The organism is Streptomyces sp. ISL-43 (assembly GCF_018614195.1).
Lineage (GTDB): Bacteria > Actinomycetota > Actinomycetes > Streptomycetales > Streptomycetaceae > Streptomyces.
The window spans coordinates 208,541-222,603 of the sequence record NZ_JAGGOT010000023.1 but is presented as its reverse complement, the minus strand read 5'-3'; the positions used below and the strand labels follow the sequence as shown (position 1 = coordinate 222,603).

The following is a 14,063-nucleotide window of genomic DNA, read 5'->3' as shown; positions in this document are numbered from 1 at the left end:
CACGTCACAAACCAAAACCTAGTGGGTACACGGTTTTCGCGCCTACCGTGAACCGCCAGGCCGGCGACGAGGCCGACCGCCCGCGCCCACCCCTCTCAGGAGCCCGGCCATGAACACCTCCCCCGCAACCCCCGTACCCGCCTACAAGGACGCCTCCCTCCCCGTAGAGCGGCGCGTCGAGGACCTGCTCTCCCGGATGACCCTGGAGGAGAAGGCCGGCCAGCTCTTCCACGCGATGCTGATGATGAATCCGGACGGGACCCCGGTCACCGAGACCGACGGCTCGATCCTCCCGTTCACCACGCCCGAGCTGATCGAGGGCCGCTCCCTCACCCACTTCAACCTCCTCGGCAGCTACGGCGCCCGCGCGATGGCCACCTGGCAGAACGCCATCCAGGAGATGGCCGCCGGCACCCGCCTCGGCATCCCGGTGACCCTGTCCACCGACCCCCGGCACTCCTTCACCGACAACGTCGGCGCCTCCTTCAACGCCGGCGCCTTCTCCGCCTGGCCCGAGGCCATCGGCCTCGCCGCGATCGGCGACCCGGAGCTGGTCCGCGAGTTCGCCGACATCGTGCGCCGCGAGTACCTCTCCGTCGGCTTCCGCGTCGCCCTGCACCCGCAGATCGACCTGGCCACCGAACCGCGCTGGGCGCGCCAGTCGGGCACCTTCGGCTCGGACGCGCGGCTGACGGGCGAGCTCGTACGGGCGTACGTACGCGGCCTGCAGGGCGAGGCCCTCGGCGCGGGCTCGGTCTCCGCGATGGTCAAGCACTTCCCGGGCGGCGGCCCGCAGAAGGATGGCGAGGACCCGCACTTCGCGCACGGCAAGGAGCAGATCTACCCGGGCGGGATGCGCGAACACCACCTGGAGCCCTTCAAGGCGGCCATCGCGGCCGGCTGCGCGCAGATGATGCCGTACTACGGCCAGCCCATCGGCACCGACTGGGAAGAGGTCGGCTTCGGCTTCAACAAGGGCGTCGTCACGGGCCTGCTCCGCGAGGAGCTCGGCTTCCAGGGCATCGTCTGCACCGACTGGGGCCTGCTCACGGACTCGACGATCTTCGGCGAGAAGCACCCGGCCCGTGCCTGGGGCCTGGAGCACCTGAGCGTCGCCGAGCGCGCGGCCCGCTCGCTGGAGGCGGGCGCGGACCAGTTCGGCGGAGAGCAGTGCCCCGAGGTCGTCGTGGAGCTGGTCCGCTCGGGCCGGATCCCCGAGTCCCGCGTCGATGAGTCGGTACGCCGGCTGCTGCGCGAGAAGTTCGTCCTCGGCCTGTTCGAGAACCCGTACGTGGACCCGGACGCGGCGGCGGAAACGGTCGGCCGGGCCGACTTCGCGGCGGCCGGCGCCGCCGCCCAGCGGCGCTCGCTGACGGTGCTCACCAACACCGGGCGCTTCCTGCCCCTGTCCGGCAGGTCGAAGCTGTACGTCAAGGACGTGGACGAGGCGGTCGCCGCCGCGTACGGGGACCTCGTGTCCGACCCCGCGGAGGCGGACCTGGCGGTGCTGCGGCTGCGCACCCCGCACGAGCCGCGCACCAACGTCTTCGAGTCCTTCTTCCACTCGGGTTCGCTGGCCTTCCCCGAGCCGGAGCTCGCGGGGATCCTCGCCCTCCTGGACGCCGTCCCCACCCTGGTCTGCATCAACCTGGAGCGGGCCGCGGTGATCCCCGAGATCGCGGAGCGCGCGGCAGCGCTGGTCGCGGACTACGGCGCGAGTGACGCGGCGCTGCTGGACGTGGCCTTCGGCCGGGCCGCGGCCGAGGGGCGGCTGCCCTTCGAGCTGCCGCGCTCGATGGCGGCGGTGGCGGCCTCCCGTCCGGACGTCCCGAACGACACCGTCGATCCGGTGTTCCCGCACGGGCACGGCCTCATGCTCTGACCCCGCGGGCCGTCCCCTGTCCGCCCTTCCACCGTTCCCAGGGCGCCGCACCGGCCCGAAAGACCCGGGACTCCGCCGCGGACCCCGCGCGGCGGGCACAGCACTGTGGCGGAAACCTCACATCCGGAACCCGTCATAGCCGCAGGCCGACCACTCCTCTACGCTGCACCCCTACCACGCGGGATCTTCAGGGGCGGGACATGGAACAGACGCACACCACCACCCACAACGGCGCCGCGGCCACCCCCGGCGCGCAGCGCCGGGTACTCGTCGTCGAGGACGACCACACCATCGCCGAGGCGATCGCGGCCCGGCTGCGCGCCGAGGGCTTTCAGGTGCAGACGGCCGCCGACGGCCCGGCCGCCGTCACGGCGGCCGAGAGCTGGCTGCCGGAGCTGCTGGTCCTGGACGTCATGCTGCCCGGCTTCGACGGCCTGGAGGTCTGCCGCCGGGTCCAGGCCCAGCGGCCGGTGCCGGTGCTGATGCTCACCGCCCGGGACGACGAGACCGACATGCTCGTCGGCCTCGGGGTCGGCGCCGACGACTACATGACGAAGCCCTTCTCGATGCGCGAGCTGGCCGCGCGGGTCCACGTACTGCTGCGCCGGGTGGAGCGGGCCAACGTGGCCGCGCACGCTCCGCGCGGGGCCACTCTGCGCCTGGGGGACCTGGAGATCGACCACGCGCAGCGCCGGGTGCGGGTGCACACCGAGGACGTGCACCTGACGCCGACCGAGTTCGACCTGCTGGTGTGCCTGGCCGGGACGCCGCGCGCGGTGCTCTCGCGGGAGCAGCTGCTCGCCGAGGTGTGGGACTGGGCCGACGCGTCCGGTACCCGTACCGTCGACAGCCACATCAAGGCCCTGCGCCGGAAGATCGGCGCCGAGCGGATCCGTACGGTCCACGGCGTCGGGTACGCCCTGGAGACCCCGGCGCAGCTGTGAGCGGGTACCGGCCGCCGGGACAGCGGCCTCCCGGGGGGCTGCGGCCCTTCTCGCCGTTCTCGATCAAGACCAAGCTGGGCACGCTCGTCGTGGTGTCGGTCTTCATCACCACGGGCCTGCTGATGGTGGCGATGCGCACCGCCACCGAGGTCCGCTTCATCACGGTGTTCTCGGTGATCGCCTCGATGCTGATCACGCAGTTCGTGGCGCACAGCCTGACGGCGCCGCTGGACGACATGACCACGGTGGCGCGTGCGATATCCCACGGGGACTACACGCGCCGGGTGCGCGGGGCGGGCCGCCGCGACGAGCTGGGCGACCTGGCCTCCACCATCAACCTGATGGCGGACGACCTGGAGGCGGTGGACCGGCACCGCAAGGAGCTCGTCGCGAACGTCTCGCACGAGCTGCGCACCCCGATCGCGGCTCTGCGCGCGGTACTGGAGAACGTGGTGGACGGGGTCTCGGCCGCCGATCCGGAGACCATGCGGACGGCGCTGAAGCAGACCGAGCGGCTCGGGCGGCTGGTGGAGACGCTGCTGGACCTGTCCCGCGTGGACAACGGGGTGGTACCGCTGCGGGCCCGCCGCTTCGAGGTGTGGCCCTACCTGTCGGGGGTGCTGAAGGAGTCGGGGCTTGCGGCGGCCGGCCGTCCGGGGCTGTCCTCGGGCTCGGGCGGGCACACCCGCAACGACGTCCACCTCCACCTGGACGTCTTCCCGCCGGAGCTGACGGCGTACGCGGACGCCGAGCGGCTGCACCAGGTGGTGGCGAACCTGATCGACAACGCCGTCAAGCACAGTCCGCCGCACGGCCGGGTCACCGTCCGGGCGCGGGCGGGCGACGCGCCCGGGAGTCTGGCGCTCGAGGTCCGGGACGAAGGCCCCGGAATCCCGGAGGAGGAGCGCCACCGGGTCTTCGAGCGGTTCAACCGGGGCAGCGCGAGGGGCGGCGACGGCGGGACCGGTCTGGGCCTGGCCATCGCCCGGTGGGCGGTCGGGCTGCACGGCGGGCACATCGGAGTGGCCGAATCGTCACGGGGCTGCCGCATCCTCGTCACGCTTCCGGGCAGCTCGCAGGTGCCGGGTTGACGTAGGGTTCGAGTGGGAAGGACATGATCTCGGCCACACGCGCCGGGGTCCGTCAGGGGTGCGAAGCCAAGGGGGCCGCAACCTTGGTGCCTCCTGCCCGAACCAGGCTTGTTTCCCGCCATTCCAGGCGATGAAACCCGCCGTTCGATGTGACGTACGCGACGGAAGTCCCGCCCGGTCTGCATCCGACCGTCTGGGAGGCGTAGCCTTTATTCCCGCTGTCCATACCTTGTGAAGCGGAAGAGGGCGGTTGCCGCCGTGTCGCCACAGTCCCCCAGTAACTCGAGCACCACGACCGAAGCAGGAGGAGGCGGGAAGAACCCCGCCCCAGGCTTCGGCGCGAATGAGTGGCTCGTCGACGAGATCTATCAGCAGTACCTCCAGGACCCGAACTCGGTAGACCGGGCCTGGTGGGACTTCTTCGCCGACTACAAGCCGGGGGGCGCTGCCGCTCCGGTCAAGGCGGATAAGCCCACGGAGCAGCCGACTCCTCCTCCCGCCGCCGCGACGACGGACGGCGCCTCCGCACAGGCCGCCGCCTCCGCCCCCGCCGTGACTCCGCAGGCCTTCGCCGCCGCCGCGCCCCCCGCCGCGACCACGACACCTGTGTCAGCTCCTGCCCCTGTACCTGCCACCCCCTCTGGTGCCCCTGCTGTGACTGTCACCTCCCAGGCCCCGGCCGCCGCACCGGCCGCTCCTGCCACTCAGGCTCCGGCTCCTGCCGCCGCCCCCGCCTCCTCCGTAGCCCCCCAGAAGGCCGCGCCCGCCACCGAGGCCCCTGCCGGCCCCGAACTGGTGACGCTCCGCGGCCCGGCGGCTGCCGTGGTCAAGAACATGAACGCCTCGCTGGAAGTGCCGACGGCCACGTCCGTCCGCGCCGTCCCGGTGAAGCTGCTGTTCGACAACCGCATCGTCATCAACAACCACCTCAAGCGCGCCCGCGGTGGGAAGATCTCCTTCACCCATCTCATCGGCTACGCGATGGTGCAGGCCATCAAGGCCATGCCGTCGATGAACTACTCCTTCGCGGAGAAGGACGGCAAGCCGACCCTGGTCAAGCCGGAGCACATCAACTTCGGCCTCGCGATCGACCTGGTGAAGCCCAACGGCGACCGCCAGCTCGTCGTCGCCGGCATCAAGAAGGCCGAGAGCCTCAACTTCTTCGAGTTCTGGCAGGCCTACGAGGACATCGTCCGCCGGGCCCGCATCGGCAAGCTGACGATGGACGACTTCACCGGCGTCACCGTCTCGCTGACCAACCCCGGCGGCCTGGGCACCGTCCACTCCGTGCCCCGCCTGATGCCCGGACAGTCGGTCATCATGGGTGTCGGCTCCATGGACTACCCGGCCGAGTTCCAGGGCACCTCGCAGGACACCCTGAACAAGCTGGGCATCTCCAAGGTCATGACCCTGACCTCGACCTACGACCACCGGGTCATCCAGGGCGCGGCCTCCGGCGAGTTCCTGCGCGTCGTCGCGAACATGCTGCTCGGCGAGAGCGGCTTCTACGACGACGTCTTCGAGGCGCTGCGCATCCCGTACGAGCCGGTCCGCTGGCTCCGGGACATCGACGCCTCGCACGACGACGACGTCACGAAGGCCGCCCGCGTCTTCGAGCTGATCCACTCCTACCGGGTCCGCGGCCACGTCATGGCCGACACCGACCCGCTGGAGTACAAGCAGCGCAAGCACCCCGACCTCGACATCACCGAGCACGGCCTCACCCTGTGGGACCTGGAGCGCGAGTTCGCGGTCGGCGGCTTCTCCGGCAAGTCGATGATGAAGCTCCGCGACATCCTCGGCGTGCTGCGCGACTCGTACTGCCGCACCACCGGCGTCGAGTTCATGCACATCCAGGACCCGAAGCAGCGCCGCTGGATCCAGGACCGCATCGAGCGTCCGCACTCCAAGCCGGAGCGCGAGGAGCAGCTGCGGATCCTGCGCCGGCTGAACGCGGCGGAGGCCTTCGAGACCTTCCTGCAGACGAAGTACGTCGGCCAGAAGCGCTTCTCCCTGGAGGGCGGCGAGTCCGTCATCCCGCTGCTCGACGCCGTCATCGACTCGGCCGCCGAGGCCCGCCTCGAAGAGGTCGCGATCGGCATGGCCCACCGCGGCCGCCTGAACGTGCTCGCGAACATCGTCGGCAAGTCGTACGCGCAGATCTTCCGCGAGTTCGAGGGCAACCTCGACCCGAAGTCCATGCACGGCTCCGGCGACGTCAAGTACCACCTGGGCGCCAACGGCACCTTCACGGGCCTGGACGGCGAGCAGATCAAGGTCTCGCTCGTCGCCAACCCCTCACACCTGGAGGCGGTGGACCCGGTCCTGGAGGGCGTGGTCCGCGCCAAGCAGGACATCATCAACAAGGGCGGCACGGACTTCACGGTCCTGCCCGTCGCCCTGCACGGCGACGCGGCCTTCGCGGGCCAGGGCGTCGTCGCCGAGACGCTGAACATGTCGCAGCTGCGCGGCTACCGCACCGGCGGCACCGTGCACGTGGTCATCAACAACCAGGTCGGCTTCACCGCCGCCCCGGAGTCCTCGCGTTCCTCGATGTACGCGACCGACGTGGCCCGCATGATCGAGGCGCCGATCTTCCACGTGAACGGCGACGACCCGGAGGCCGTGGTCCGCATCGCGCGGCTCGCCTTCGAGTTCCGTCAGGCGTTCAACAAGGACGTGGTCATCGACCTCATCTGCTACCGCCGCCGCGGGCACAACGAGTCCGACAACCCTGCGTTCACGCAGCCGCTGATGTACGACCTGATCGACAAGAAGCGCTCGGTGCGCAAGCTGTACACCGAGTCCCTCATCGGTCGCGGCGACATCACCCTCGAAGAGGCCGAGCAGGCGCTGCAGGACTTCCAGGGCCAGCTGGAGAAGGTCTTCGCGGAGGTCCGCGAGGCCGCCACGCAGCCCGCGGCCATCCCCCCGGTCCCCGTCGCGCAGGCCGACTTCCCGGTGGCGATGAACACCGCGATCTCCCAGGAGGTCGTCAAGCGGATCGCCGAGGCCCAGGTCAACATCCCGGACACGGTCACCGTCCACCCGCGTCTGCTGCCGCAGCTGCAGCGCCGCGCGGCGATGATCGACGACGGCACCATCGACTGGGGCATGGGCGAGACCCTGGCCTTCGGCTCGCTGCTGATGGAGGGCACCCCGGTCCGGCTGTCCGGCCAGGACTCGCGCCGCGGCACCTTCGGCCAGCGCCACGCGGTCCTCATCGACCGGGAGACGGGCGAGGACTACACCCCGCTCCTCTACCTGTCGGACGACCAGGCCCGCTACAACGTCTACGACTCGCTGCTCTCCGAGTACGCGGCCATGGGCTTCGAATACGGCTACTCGCTGGCCCGCCCGGACGCGCTGGTCCTCTGGGAGGCCCAGTTCGGAGACTTCGTCAACGGCGCGCAGACCGTCGTCGACGAGTTCATCTCCTCGGCCGAGCAGAAGTGGGGCCAGACGTCCGGCGTCACGCTCCTCCTGCCGCACGGCTACGAGGGCCAGGGCCCGGACCACTCCTCCGCGCGCCCCGAGCGCTTCCTGCAGATGTGCGCGCAGGACAACATGACGGTGGCCATGCCCACGCTCCCGTCGAACTACTTCCACCTCCTGCGCTGGCAGGTCCACAACCCGCACCACAAGCCGCTCATCGTCTTCACCCCGAAGTCGATGCTGCGTCTGAAGGCGGCGGCGTCGAAGGCGGAGGAGTTCACGACCGGTTCGTTCCGTCCGGTCATCGGCGACTCCACCGTGGACCCGAACGCGGTCCGCAAGGTCGTCTTCTGCGCGGGCAAGGTCTACTACGACCTGGAGGCCGAGCGGGAGAAGCGCGGCATCACCGACACCGCGATCATCCGCATCGAGCGGCTGTACCCGCTGCCGGGCGCGGAACTCCAGGCGGAGATCGCCAAGTTCCCGAACGCGGCGAAGTACATCTGGGCCCAGGAGGAGCCGGCGAACCAGGGTGCGTGGCCGTTCATCGCGCTGAACCTGATCGACCACCTCGACCTGGCCGTCGGCGCGGACATCCCGGCCGGCGAGCGCCTGCGCCGCATCTCCCGCCCGCACGGCTCGTCGCCGGCGGTCGGCTCGGCCAAGCGCCACCAGGCGGAGCAGCAGCTCCTCCTGAGCGAGGTCTTCGAGGCGTAGCCGCCGCGCTCTGCTCGACCAGCGGGAAGGCCCGGCCCCCTTGGGCGAATTCCAGGGGCCGGGCCTTCCGGCGTACTCGGGACGACCCCGCGCAGCGGCCCCCGAGGCGTCAGCCGGCCGCGTACGCGGTCAAGTTCGGGTGCGCCGCGCACCAGGCGACCCGGTCCCGCTCCACCGCCACCCGCGCCGCCGCCTGTTGGCCGCCCGGCGGCGGGAGGCAGTCCATGGCCCGCTCGGCCGCGTCCATCGCCCCGACGAACACCCGCCCGGCGGCGGTGAGTTCCGACCGCACGAGGAGCACGGGCAGCACGGCCGCCACTTGCGCCCGGATCCGGGCGTGCTGCGCCCACGCCCCCCTGGCCCCGTAGAGCGCGGCGCGCTGCCAGTAGCCCGCCAGTGCCAGATGCGCGTACGCGCCCCGCAGCAGCCCCTCCAGGGTCCGAGGGTCGCTGCGCCAGGGTGCCCAGTAGCGCGCGGAGCGGTCGGCGGTGTGCAGGGCGACCGTCTGCGCCAGCGCCGCCAGCTTGCCGTGCTGCACCTCGTGCACGAGGGTCGCGGCCAGCGCGGGCGGGGCCTGCGCCCGTGCCAGTACGCAGCCGGCGGCCTCGGGCAGGTTCCCGCCGGTGCTGCGGGAGCTGCCGGACAGCGGGACGACGGAGCGCAGCAGCAGGCCCGCCTCCTCGGCGCGGGCGGTGTCGTAGCGCCGAAGCAGGGTGAGGGCGCCGGACCACTGGATGTCCCAGCGCTTGTGCCCCTTGGGGGTGAGCCGGCGGGCCGCGGGCACGGACCCCGGGGCGCGGTAGGGGTCGAGGTCGTCGAGGGCGGTCCGCCCGCCGGGCAGCGCGTGCAGGGCGAGCGCCGCCGGGTCCCCGGGGTCCCAGGAGCCTTCGGTGAGGACGAGCGGGCCGGGGCGGGGCGGGCGCAGCAGTCCGAGGGTGGGCAGTGCGAGGCGTCCGTTCGCGGGCCGCAGCGTGGCCTTGAAGCCGATCCCGGCCCGCAGCGCCGCGGCGGCGGCGAGTGCCCCGAGGTGCCCGGTGTCGGGCGGCGGGCCGTACGGGGCGCGCAGCCGCCGCAGGGTCTCCTCGGCCCAGACCCCGGTGGCCGGATAGTGCACCACGTCGCCGGCCGCGCCGGGGTCGCGCCGCTCGGCCTCCTCCAGCAGGGCCCAGTGCTCGGCCGCCTGGGCGCCGGGGACGGCGTCGGCCACCTCCCGCAGCACCTCGCGCAGCAGCCGCAGCCGCCGGGCCCGCCGTACGCCGCGCACCAGCGCGGTGCCCTCGGCGGACGGCTCGGTCGAGCCGAGCGCCCGTAGCACGCCGTCGCCGGGCTCCGGATGGTCCATCGATTCCTCCCGCCGCGGACCCTCCATCCCTGCCCCGGGGACGAGCTCCGCGAACGGCGGAAAGCGGTCAAGTCCGACCACCGCCGCCGGGCGGATTATCCTGGCGGGAACACACCCCACCACCGCACGGAGCCCGACTTGTACTTCACCGATCGCGGCATCGAGGAGCTGGAGAAGCGGCGCGGCGAGGAGGAGGTCACCTTCGAGTGGCTCGCCGAGCAGCTGCGCACCTTCGTCGACCTGAACCCGGACTTCGAGGTCCCGGTGGAACGCCTCGCCACGTGGCTGGCCCGCCTGGACGACGACGAGGACGAAGACGACGCGTAGGTCCCGGGACGATGACGAAGGGGCCCGGCCGCTGACGCGGTCGGGCCCCTTCGTCATCGTCCCGTGGGACAGGGCTGATCAGGGCGCGCTCAGGCGGCCTTGGTCTCCCAGAAGATGCGGTCGATCTCGGCGATGAGCTCCAGCGCCTTGGCGCCGGTCGCCGGGTCGTTCGACGCCTTGGCGGCCGAGAGGGCCTTCAGCGTGTCGTTGACCAGGCCGTGCAGCTGGGGGTACTTCTCGAAGTGCGGCGGCTTGAAGTAGTCGCTCCACAGCACCGAGACGTGGTGCTTCGCGAGCTCGGCGCGCTGCTCCTTGATGGTGATGGCGCGCGCGCGGAAGTCGGCGTCGTCGTTGGCCTGGTACTTCTCCTGTACGGCCTTGACGGACTCGGCCTCGATGCGGGCCTGGGCAGGGTCGTACACGCCGCACGGAAGATCGCAGTGGGCGGAGACCTTCGCCTTGGGGGCGAAGAGGCGGGAAAGCATGGAGTGTGTCCTCCTCGTGATCGTCTTCTCAAGGGGGAGATTACTCCGTGGGATGGCCGTTTTCGCGGGCGCCCCCGTGTGCTTGGGACAAAAGTCCAGGGCCGTGCCCGGGCCGGTGCGCGAATGTACGGAAGAGTGCGGCAGCATGCGGGTGGGGACGAGAGCCGGGCGAGGAGGTCACGGATGGCGGAGAACGCGCGCTCGCGACGGCGGACGGGGGAGTGGACGTCGCCGTTGAAGCGGATCGGGACCGTGGAGGTGAGGGGCCCCTCGATGGCTCCGACGCTGGAGCACGGGGACCATCTGCTGGTCCGTTACGGGGCTCCGGTGCGGCCGGGCAACGTCGTGGTGCTGCGCCACCCGTTCCAGCAGGACCTGCTGGTCGTGAAGCGGGTGGCGGGGCGGCGACCGGGCGGGTGGTGGGTGCTGGGCGACAACCCGTACAACGAGACGGGCGACAGCACGGACTACGGGGCGGTGCCCGACGACCTCGTCCTGGCGACCGCGGTGGCGCGCTTCAGGCCGCGCCCGCGGCCCGAGCACGCGGTGGAGGATCAGCGCTCGCTGAGGGCGTGGCTCTCCTGGGTCTCCTCGTCGCTGCGGCCGCTGCGTGCGGACTCCTCGGCCTCCAGGCGCTTGCGGGCGCGGTAGGCGGCCACGTTGGCGCGGGTGGCGCACCGGTCGGAGCAGTAGCGCCGGGAGCGGTTGGTGGAGGTGTCGAGGTAGGCGTTGCGGCAGGGCGGCGCCTGACAGAGGCCGAGCCGGCCCGGGCCGTGCTCGGTGAGGTGGAAGGCCAGCCCGAAGGACGCGATCGCGGCGTAGCCGGCGGAGGCGTTGGAGGGGTGGTCGGCGAGGTGGATGTGCCAGTTGGGGCCGCCGTGGTCGGCGATCGTCTCGTGTCCGGAGACCTGGGGGCTGACCGGGAACTCCATGAGCAGGGAGTTCAGCAGGTCGACGGCGAGGACGTGGTCGCCCGCGTCGGCGGCTTCGAAGACCGAGCGCAGCCGGCCGCGGACGTTGCGGAAGCGGGTGACGTCGCCGTCCGTGACGCGCCGGGCCATCTGCACGCTGGTGCCGAAGAGCGTGCGGACGGCGTCCACGGAGGTCAGCGAGTCCTTGTTGCGGGCCGGCTCCTCGGTGTTGACCAGGCGCACGGCGTAGTCCGAGTAATGGGCCAGTTCCACTTGTAGTCCTTACGGCTGCGGATTAGTGTCTCGGGTAACGGCTGCGACATGTTCGAGGGTATTACGCGTGGAGGATTTCGTGTCGGATACGGCGTTCACCGACTGGCAGGCATGGCAGGACAGCTGGGACCGCCAGCAGGAGTGGTACATGCCCGACCGCGAGGAGAGGTTCCGGGTGATGCTGGACATGGTGGAGGCGCTGGTGGGCACCGCCCCCCGGGTGCTGGACCTCGCGTGCGGTACGGGAAGTATCACGGACCGCGTCCTCAAGAGGTTCCCGGAATCCACCAGTACGGGCGTCGATCTCGACCCGGCGCTGTTGACGATCGCCCGGGGCCACTTCGCGGGCGACGCCCGGGTCACCTTCGTGACCGCCGACCTCAAGGACCCCGACTGGCGCGCGGCCCTCCCCCACGACTCCTACGACGCCGTTCTGACGGCCACAGCCCTGCACTGGCTGCCCAGCGAGGACCTCGGCGTCCTGTACGGGCAGCTCGCGCCCCTGGTGCGCCCCGGCGGGGTGTTCATGAACGCCGACCACATGCCCGACCCCGCCACCCCGCGGATCAACGCCGCCGAGCGCGCCCACCGGCACGGAGGCATGGACCGGGCGAAGGCCGCCGGGGCGCTCGACTGGCGCGAGTGGTGGGCCCTCGCGGCCGCCGACCCGGCGCTCGCCGAGCCGACGAAGGCCCGCTACGAGATCTACGGGGAGCACGCGGACGGCGACACCCCGCCCGAGTCCTGGCACGCGGCCACGCTGCGCGACGCCGGTTTCGCGGAGGCCCGTACGGTCTGGCGCTCGCCCTCGGACGCTCTGGTGCTGGGCGTGAAGTAGCGCGGCCGTCAAGCGGCGCGGGCGTGGAGTGGAGCGGCCCGGACATGCGCCAGGGGCGGTACGGGAGAACCCGTACCGCCCCTGGCGCGTGTGGAGCGGTTACAGCACCTTGGACAGGAACGCCTTCGTCCGGTCGTGCTGCGGGTTGCCCAGGACCTCGCGCGGGTGGCCGGACTCGACCACGACGCCGCCGTCCATGAAGACGAGGTTGTCGCCGACCTCGCGGGCGAAGCCCATCTCGTGGGTCACCACGATCATGGTCATGCCCGACTCGGCCAGGTCCCGCATGACGTCGAGGACGTCGCCGACGAGCTCCGGGTCGAGCGCCGAGGTGGGCTCGTCGAAGAGCATCAGCTTCGGCTCCATGGCCAGCGCGCGGGCGATGGCCACGCGCTGCTGCTGGCCGCCGGAGAGCTGGGAGGGGTAGTTCCCGCCCTTGTCACCGAGGCCGACCCGGTCGAGCAGCTTGACGGCGCGCGCCCGCGCGACCGACTTGCTCTCGCCCTTGACCATGACCGGGGCTTCCATGACGTTCTCTATGGCCGTCATGTGCGGGAAGAGGTTGAAGCGCTGGAACACCATGCCGATGTCCTTGCGCTGCGCCGCGACCTCGCTGTCCTTGAGCTCGTAGAGCTTGTCGCCCTTCTGGCGGTAGCCGACGAGGTGCCCGTCGACGGAGAGCCGTCCGGCGTTGATCTGCTCAAGGTGGTTGATGCACCGCAGGAACGTCGACTTGCCGGAGCCGGACGGGCCGACCAGGCAGAAGACCTCACGCGGGGCGACCTCCAGGTCGATGCCCTTGAGGATGTGGGCGGCGCCGTAGGACTTGTGGACGCCTTCGGCCTTCACCATGGCAGTCGAAGTCATCAGGCCACCGCCTTGCGGGTCGAGAAGCGGGTCAGGTTCGCCTTGATCTTCTGCAGCGGGGTGGGCGGCAGGGTGCGCAGCGAACCGCGGGCGTAGCGGCGCTCCAGGTAGTACTGCCCGACGCTGAACACGCTGGTCAGGGCGAGGTACCAGATCGACGCGACGAAGAACATCTCCATCACCGCGAAGGAGGTGGAGGCGATGTCCTGGGCCGCGCGCAGCAGGTCGAAGTACTGCACGGCGACCACGAGCGACGAGGTCTTGAGCATGTTGATGAACTCGTTGCCCGTGGGCGGCACGATCACCCGCATGGCCTGCGGCAGCACGACGCGGCGCATGGTCTGCCCCTGCGTCATGCCGAGCGCGTGCGAGGCCTCGGTCTGGCCCTCGTCGACCGACTGGATGCCGGCCCGGACGATCTCCGCCATGTACGCGCCCTCGTTCAGGCCGAGGCCCAGCAGGGCGGCCAGGAACGGCGTCATGACCTGGGTCATCTCGTCCTTGTAGAACCCCAGGTTCAGGACCGGGAAGATCAGGGCGAGGTTGAACCAGATGAGGAGCTGCACGTACACCGGGGTGCCGCGGAAGAACCAGATGTAGAACCAGGCGATGGTGCTGGTCACCGGGTTCTTCGAGAGCCGCATCACCGCGAAGAGGACGCCGAGCACCAGGCCCAGGACCATCGAGGTGACGCTGATCCAGATCGTGTTGAACAGACCCCGGATGATGGTGCCGTCGAACAGCTTCTCCGGCACGGTCGCCCAGCGGACGTTGCCCTGCGAGAAGGCGACGGCGAGCGCCACGACCAGGCCGATGACGACCACGGCGCTGACCCAGCGGCCGTAGTGACGGACCGGGATGGCACGGATCGCCTCGGGGGGTACGGCCCCGGCCGGCGGGGTGTCCGCCGGGCCCGGGACCTTGTCGAGCTTGTCAGTCACAGTGACTGCC

12 protein-coding genes are annotated in these 14,063 nt (G+C 71.1%); 7 read left to right on the top strand and 5 right to left on the bottom strand.

Features of this window, described 5'->3' with window-relative positions; all coding sequences use genetic code 11:
- Positions 1–109 precede the first annotated feature (109 nt).
- The 4 genes from J7F03_RS14120 to J7F03_RS14105 all read left to right on the top strand — a co-directional run bounded on the left by J7F03_RS14120 (position 110) and on the right by J7F03_RS14105 (position 8,069).
- Positions 110–1,882 carry a glycoside hydrolase family 3 protein gene (locus J7F03_RS14120; protein ID WP_214949378.1) on the top strand — a complete coding sequence of 591 codons (1,773 nt, stop codon included), beginning with the start codon at positions 110–112 and terminating at the stop codon, positions 1,880–1,882.
- 200 nt (positions 1,883–2,082) lie between these two features.
- On the top strand, positions 2,083–2,826 hold the full coding sequence (locus tag J7F03_RS14115; RefSeq protein WP_214949377.1) for a response regulator transcription factor: 744 nt from the start codon (positions 2,083–2,085) through the stop codon (positions 2,824–2,826).
- Positions 2,823–3,917, top strand: a complete 1,095-nt coding sequence (locus J7F03_RS14110) for a HAMP domain-containing sensor histidine kinase (RefSeq protein WP_308379487.1) — start codon at positions 2,823–2,825, stop codon at positions 3,915–3,917. Before J7F03_RS14115 ends, J7F03_RS14110 begins: the two co-directional genes overlap by 4 nt.
- Positions 3,918–4,175: 258 nt before the next feature.
- Complete coding sequence (locus J7F03_RS14105) at positions 4,176–8,069, top strand: multifunctional oxoglutarate decarboxylase/oxoglutarate dehydrogenase thiamine pyrophosphate-binding subunit/dihydrolipoyllysine-residue succinyltransferase subunit (protein WP_214949376.1); 3,894 nt, start codon at positions 4,176–4,178, stop codon at positions 8,067–8,069.
- Between the two features lie 109 nt (positions 8,070–8,178).
- On the opposite strand, the gene J7F03_RS14100 is transcribed toward J7F03_RS14105, so the two are convergent.
- Positions 8,179–9,411: an HEXXH motif-containing putative peptide modification protein gene (locus tag J7F03_RS14100; RefSeq protein WP_251071864.1), complete on the bottom strand. Its 1,233-nt coding sequence runs from the start codon at positions 9,409–9,411 to the stop codon at positions 8,179–8,181.
- Between the two features lie 138 nt (positions 9,412–9,549).
- Between J7F03_RS14100 and J7F03_RS14095 the strand changes: the two genes are divergently transcribed.
- Complete coding sequence (locus J7F03_RS14095; RefSeq protein ID WP_214949374.1) at positions 9,550–9,738, top strand: DUF6104 family protein; 189 nt, start codon at positions 9,550–9,552, stop codon at positions 9,736–9,738.
- An 89-nt stretch (positions 9,739–9,827) separates the two neighbouring features.
- On the opposite strand, the gene sodN is transcribed toward J7F03_RS14095, so the two are convergent.
- Entirely contained in the window at positions 9,828–10,223 is a 396-nt protein-coding gene (gene sodN, locus J7F03_RS14090) for a superoxide dismutase, Ni (RefSeq protein ID WP_214949372.1), read from the bottom strand.
- A 183-nt stretch (positions 10,224–10,406) separates the two neighbouring features.
- Between sodN and sodX the strand changes: the two genes are divergently transcribed.
- Entirely contained in the window at positions 10,407–10,874 is a 468-nt protein-coding gene (sodX, locus tag J7F03_RS14085) for a nickel-type superoxide dismutase maturation protease (protein WP_214949370.1), read from the top strand.
- Here the strand turns inward: sodX and J7F03_RS14080 are convergent.
- Positions 10,778–11,407 carry a CGNR zinc finger domain-containing protein gene (locus J7F03_RS14080; RefSeq protein ID WP_214949368.1) on the bottom strand — a complete coding sequence of 210 codons (630 nt, stop codon included), beginning with the start codon at positions 11,405–11,407 and terminating at the stop codon, positions 10,778–10,780. The genes sodX and J7F03_RS14080 overlap by 97 nt on opposite strands.
- A 148-nt stretch (positions 11,408–11,555) precedes the next feature.
- Between J7F03_RS14080 and J7F03_RS14075 the strand changes: the two genes are divergently transcribed.
- Entirely contained in the window at positions 11,556–12,245 is a 690-nt protein-coding gene (locus tag J7F03_RS14075) for a class I SAM-dependent methyltransferase (protein ID WP_251071911.1), read from the top strand.
- 99 nt (positions 12,246–12,344) lie between these two features.
- Here the strand turns inward: J7F03_RS14075 and J7F03_RS14070 are convergent, their stop codons facing one another.
- Together J7F03_RS14070 and J7F03_RS14065 are read right to left on the bottom strand one after the other, a co-directional pair.
- Positions 12,345–13,112 carry an amino acid ABC transporter ATP-binding protein gene (locus tag J7F03_RS14070; RefSeq protein ID WP_285440448.1) on the bottom strand — a complete coding sequence of 256 codons (768 nt, stop codon included), beginning with the start codon at positions 13,110–13,112 and terminating at the stop codon, positions 12,345–12,347.
- A complete protein-coding gene (locus tag J7F03_RS14065; RefSeq protein ID WP_214949365.1) occupies positions 13,112–14,053 on the bottom strand; it encodes an ABC transporter permease subunit in 942 nt (313 codons plus the stop codon). Before J7F03_RS14065 ends, J7F03_RS14070 begins: the two co-directional genes overlap by 1 nt.
- Positions 14,054–14,063: the final 10 nt, after the last annotated feature.

Excerpts from the sequence above, each read along its gene's own strand:
- J7F03_RS14115 (WP_214949377.1), top strand. The coding sequence starts at position 2,083 with ATGGAACAGACGCACACCACCACCCACAACGGCGCCGCGGCCACCCCC.
- J7F03_RS14120 (WP_214949378.1), top strand. The coding sequence starts at position 110 with ATGAACACCTCCCCCGCAACCCCCGTACCCGCCTACAAGGACGCCTCC.
- sodN (WP_214949372.1), bottom strand. The coding sequence starts at position 10,223 with ATGCTTTCCCGCCTCTTCGCCCCCAAGGCGAAGGTCTCCGCCCACTGC.
- J7F03_RS14070 (WP_285440448.1), bottom strand. The coding sequence starts at position 13,112 with ATGACTTCGACTGCCATGGTGAAGGCCGAAGGCGTCCACAAGTCCTAC.
- sodX (WP_214949370.1), top strand. The coding sequence starts at position 10,407 with ATGGCGGAGAACGCGCGCTCGCGACGGCGGACGGGGGAGTGGACGTCG.
- J7F03_RS14075 (WP_251071911.1), top strand. The coding sequence starts at position 11,556 with ATGCCCGACCGCGAGGAGAGGTTCCGGGTGATGCTGGACATGGTGGAG.
- J7F03_RS14100 (WP_251071864.1), bottom strand. The coding sequence starts at position 9,411 with ATGGACCATCCGGAGCCCGGCGACGGCGTGCTACGGGCGCTCGGCTCG.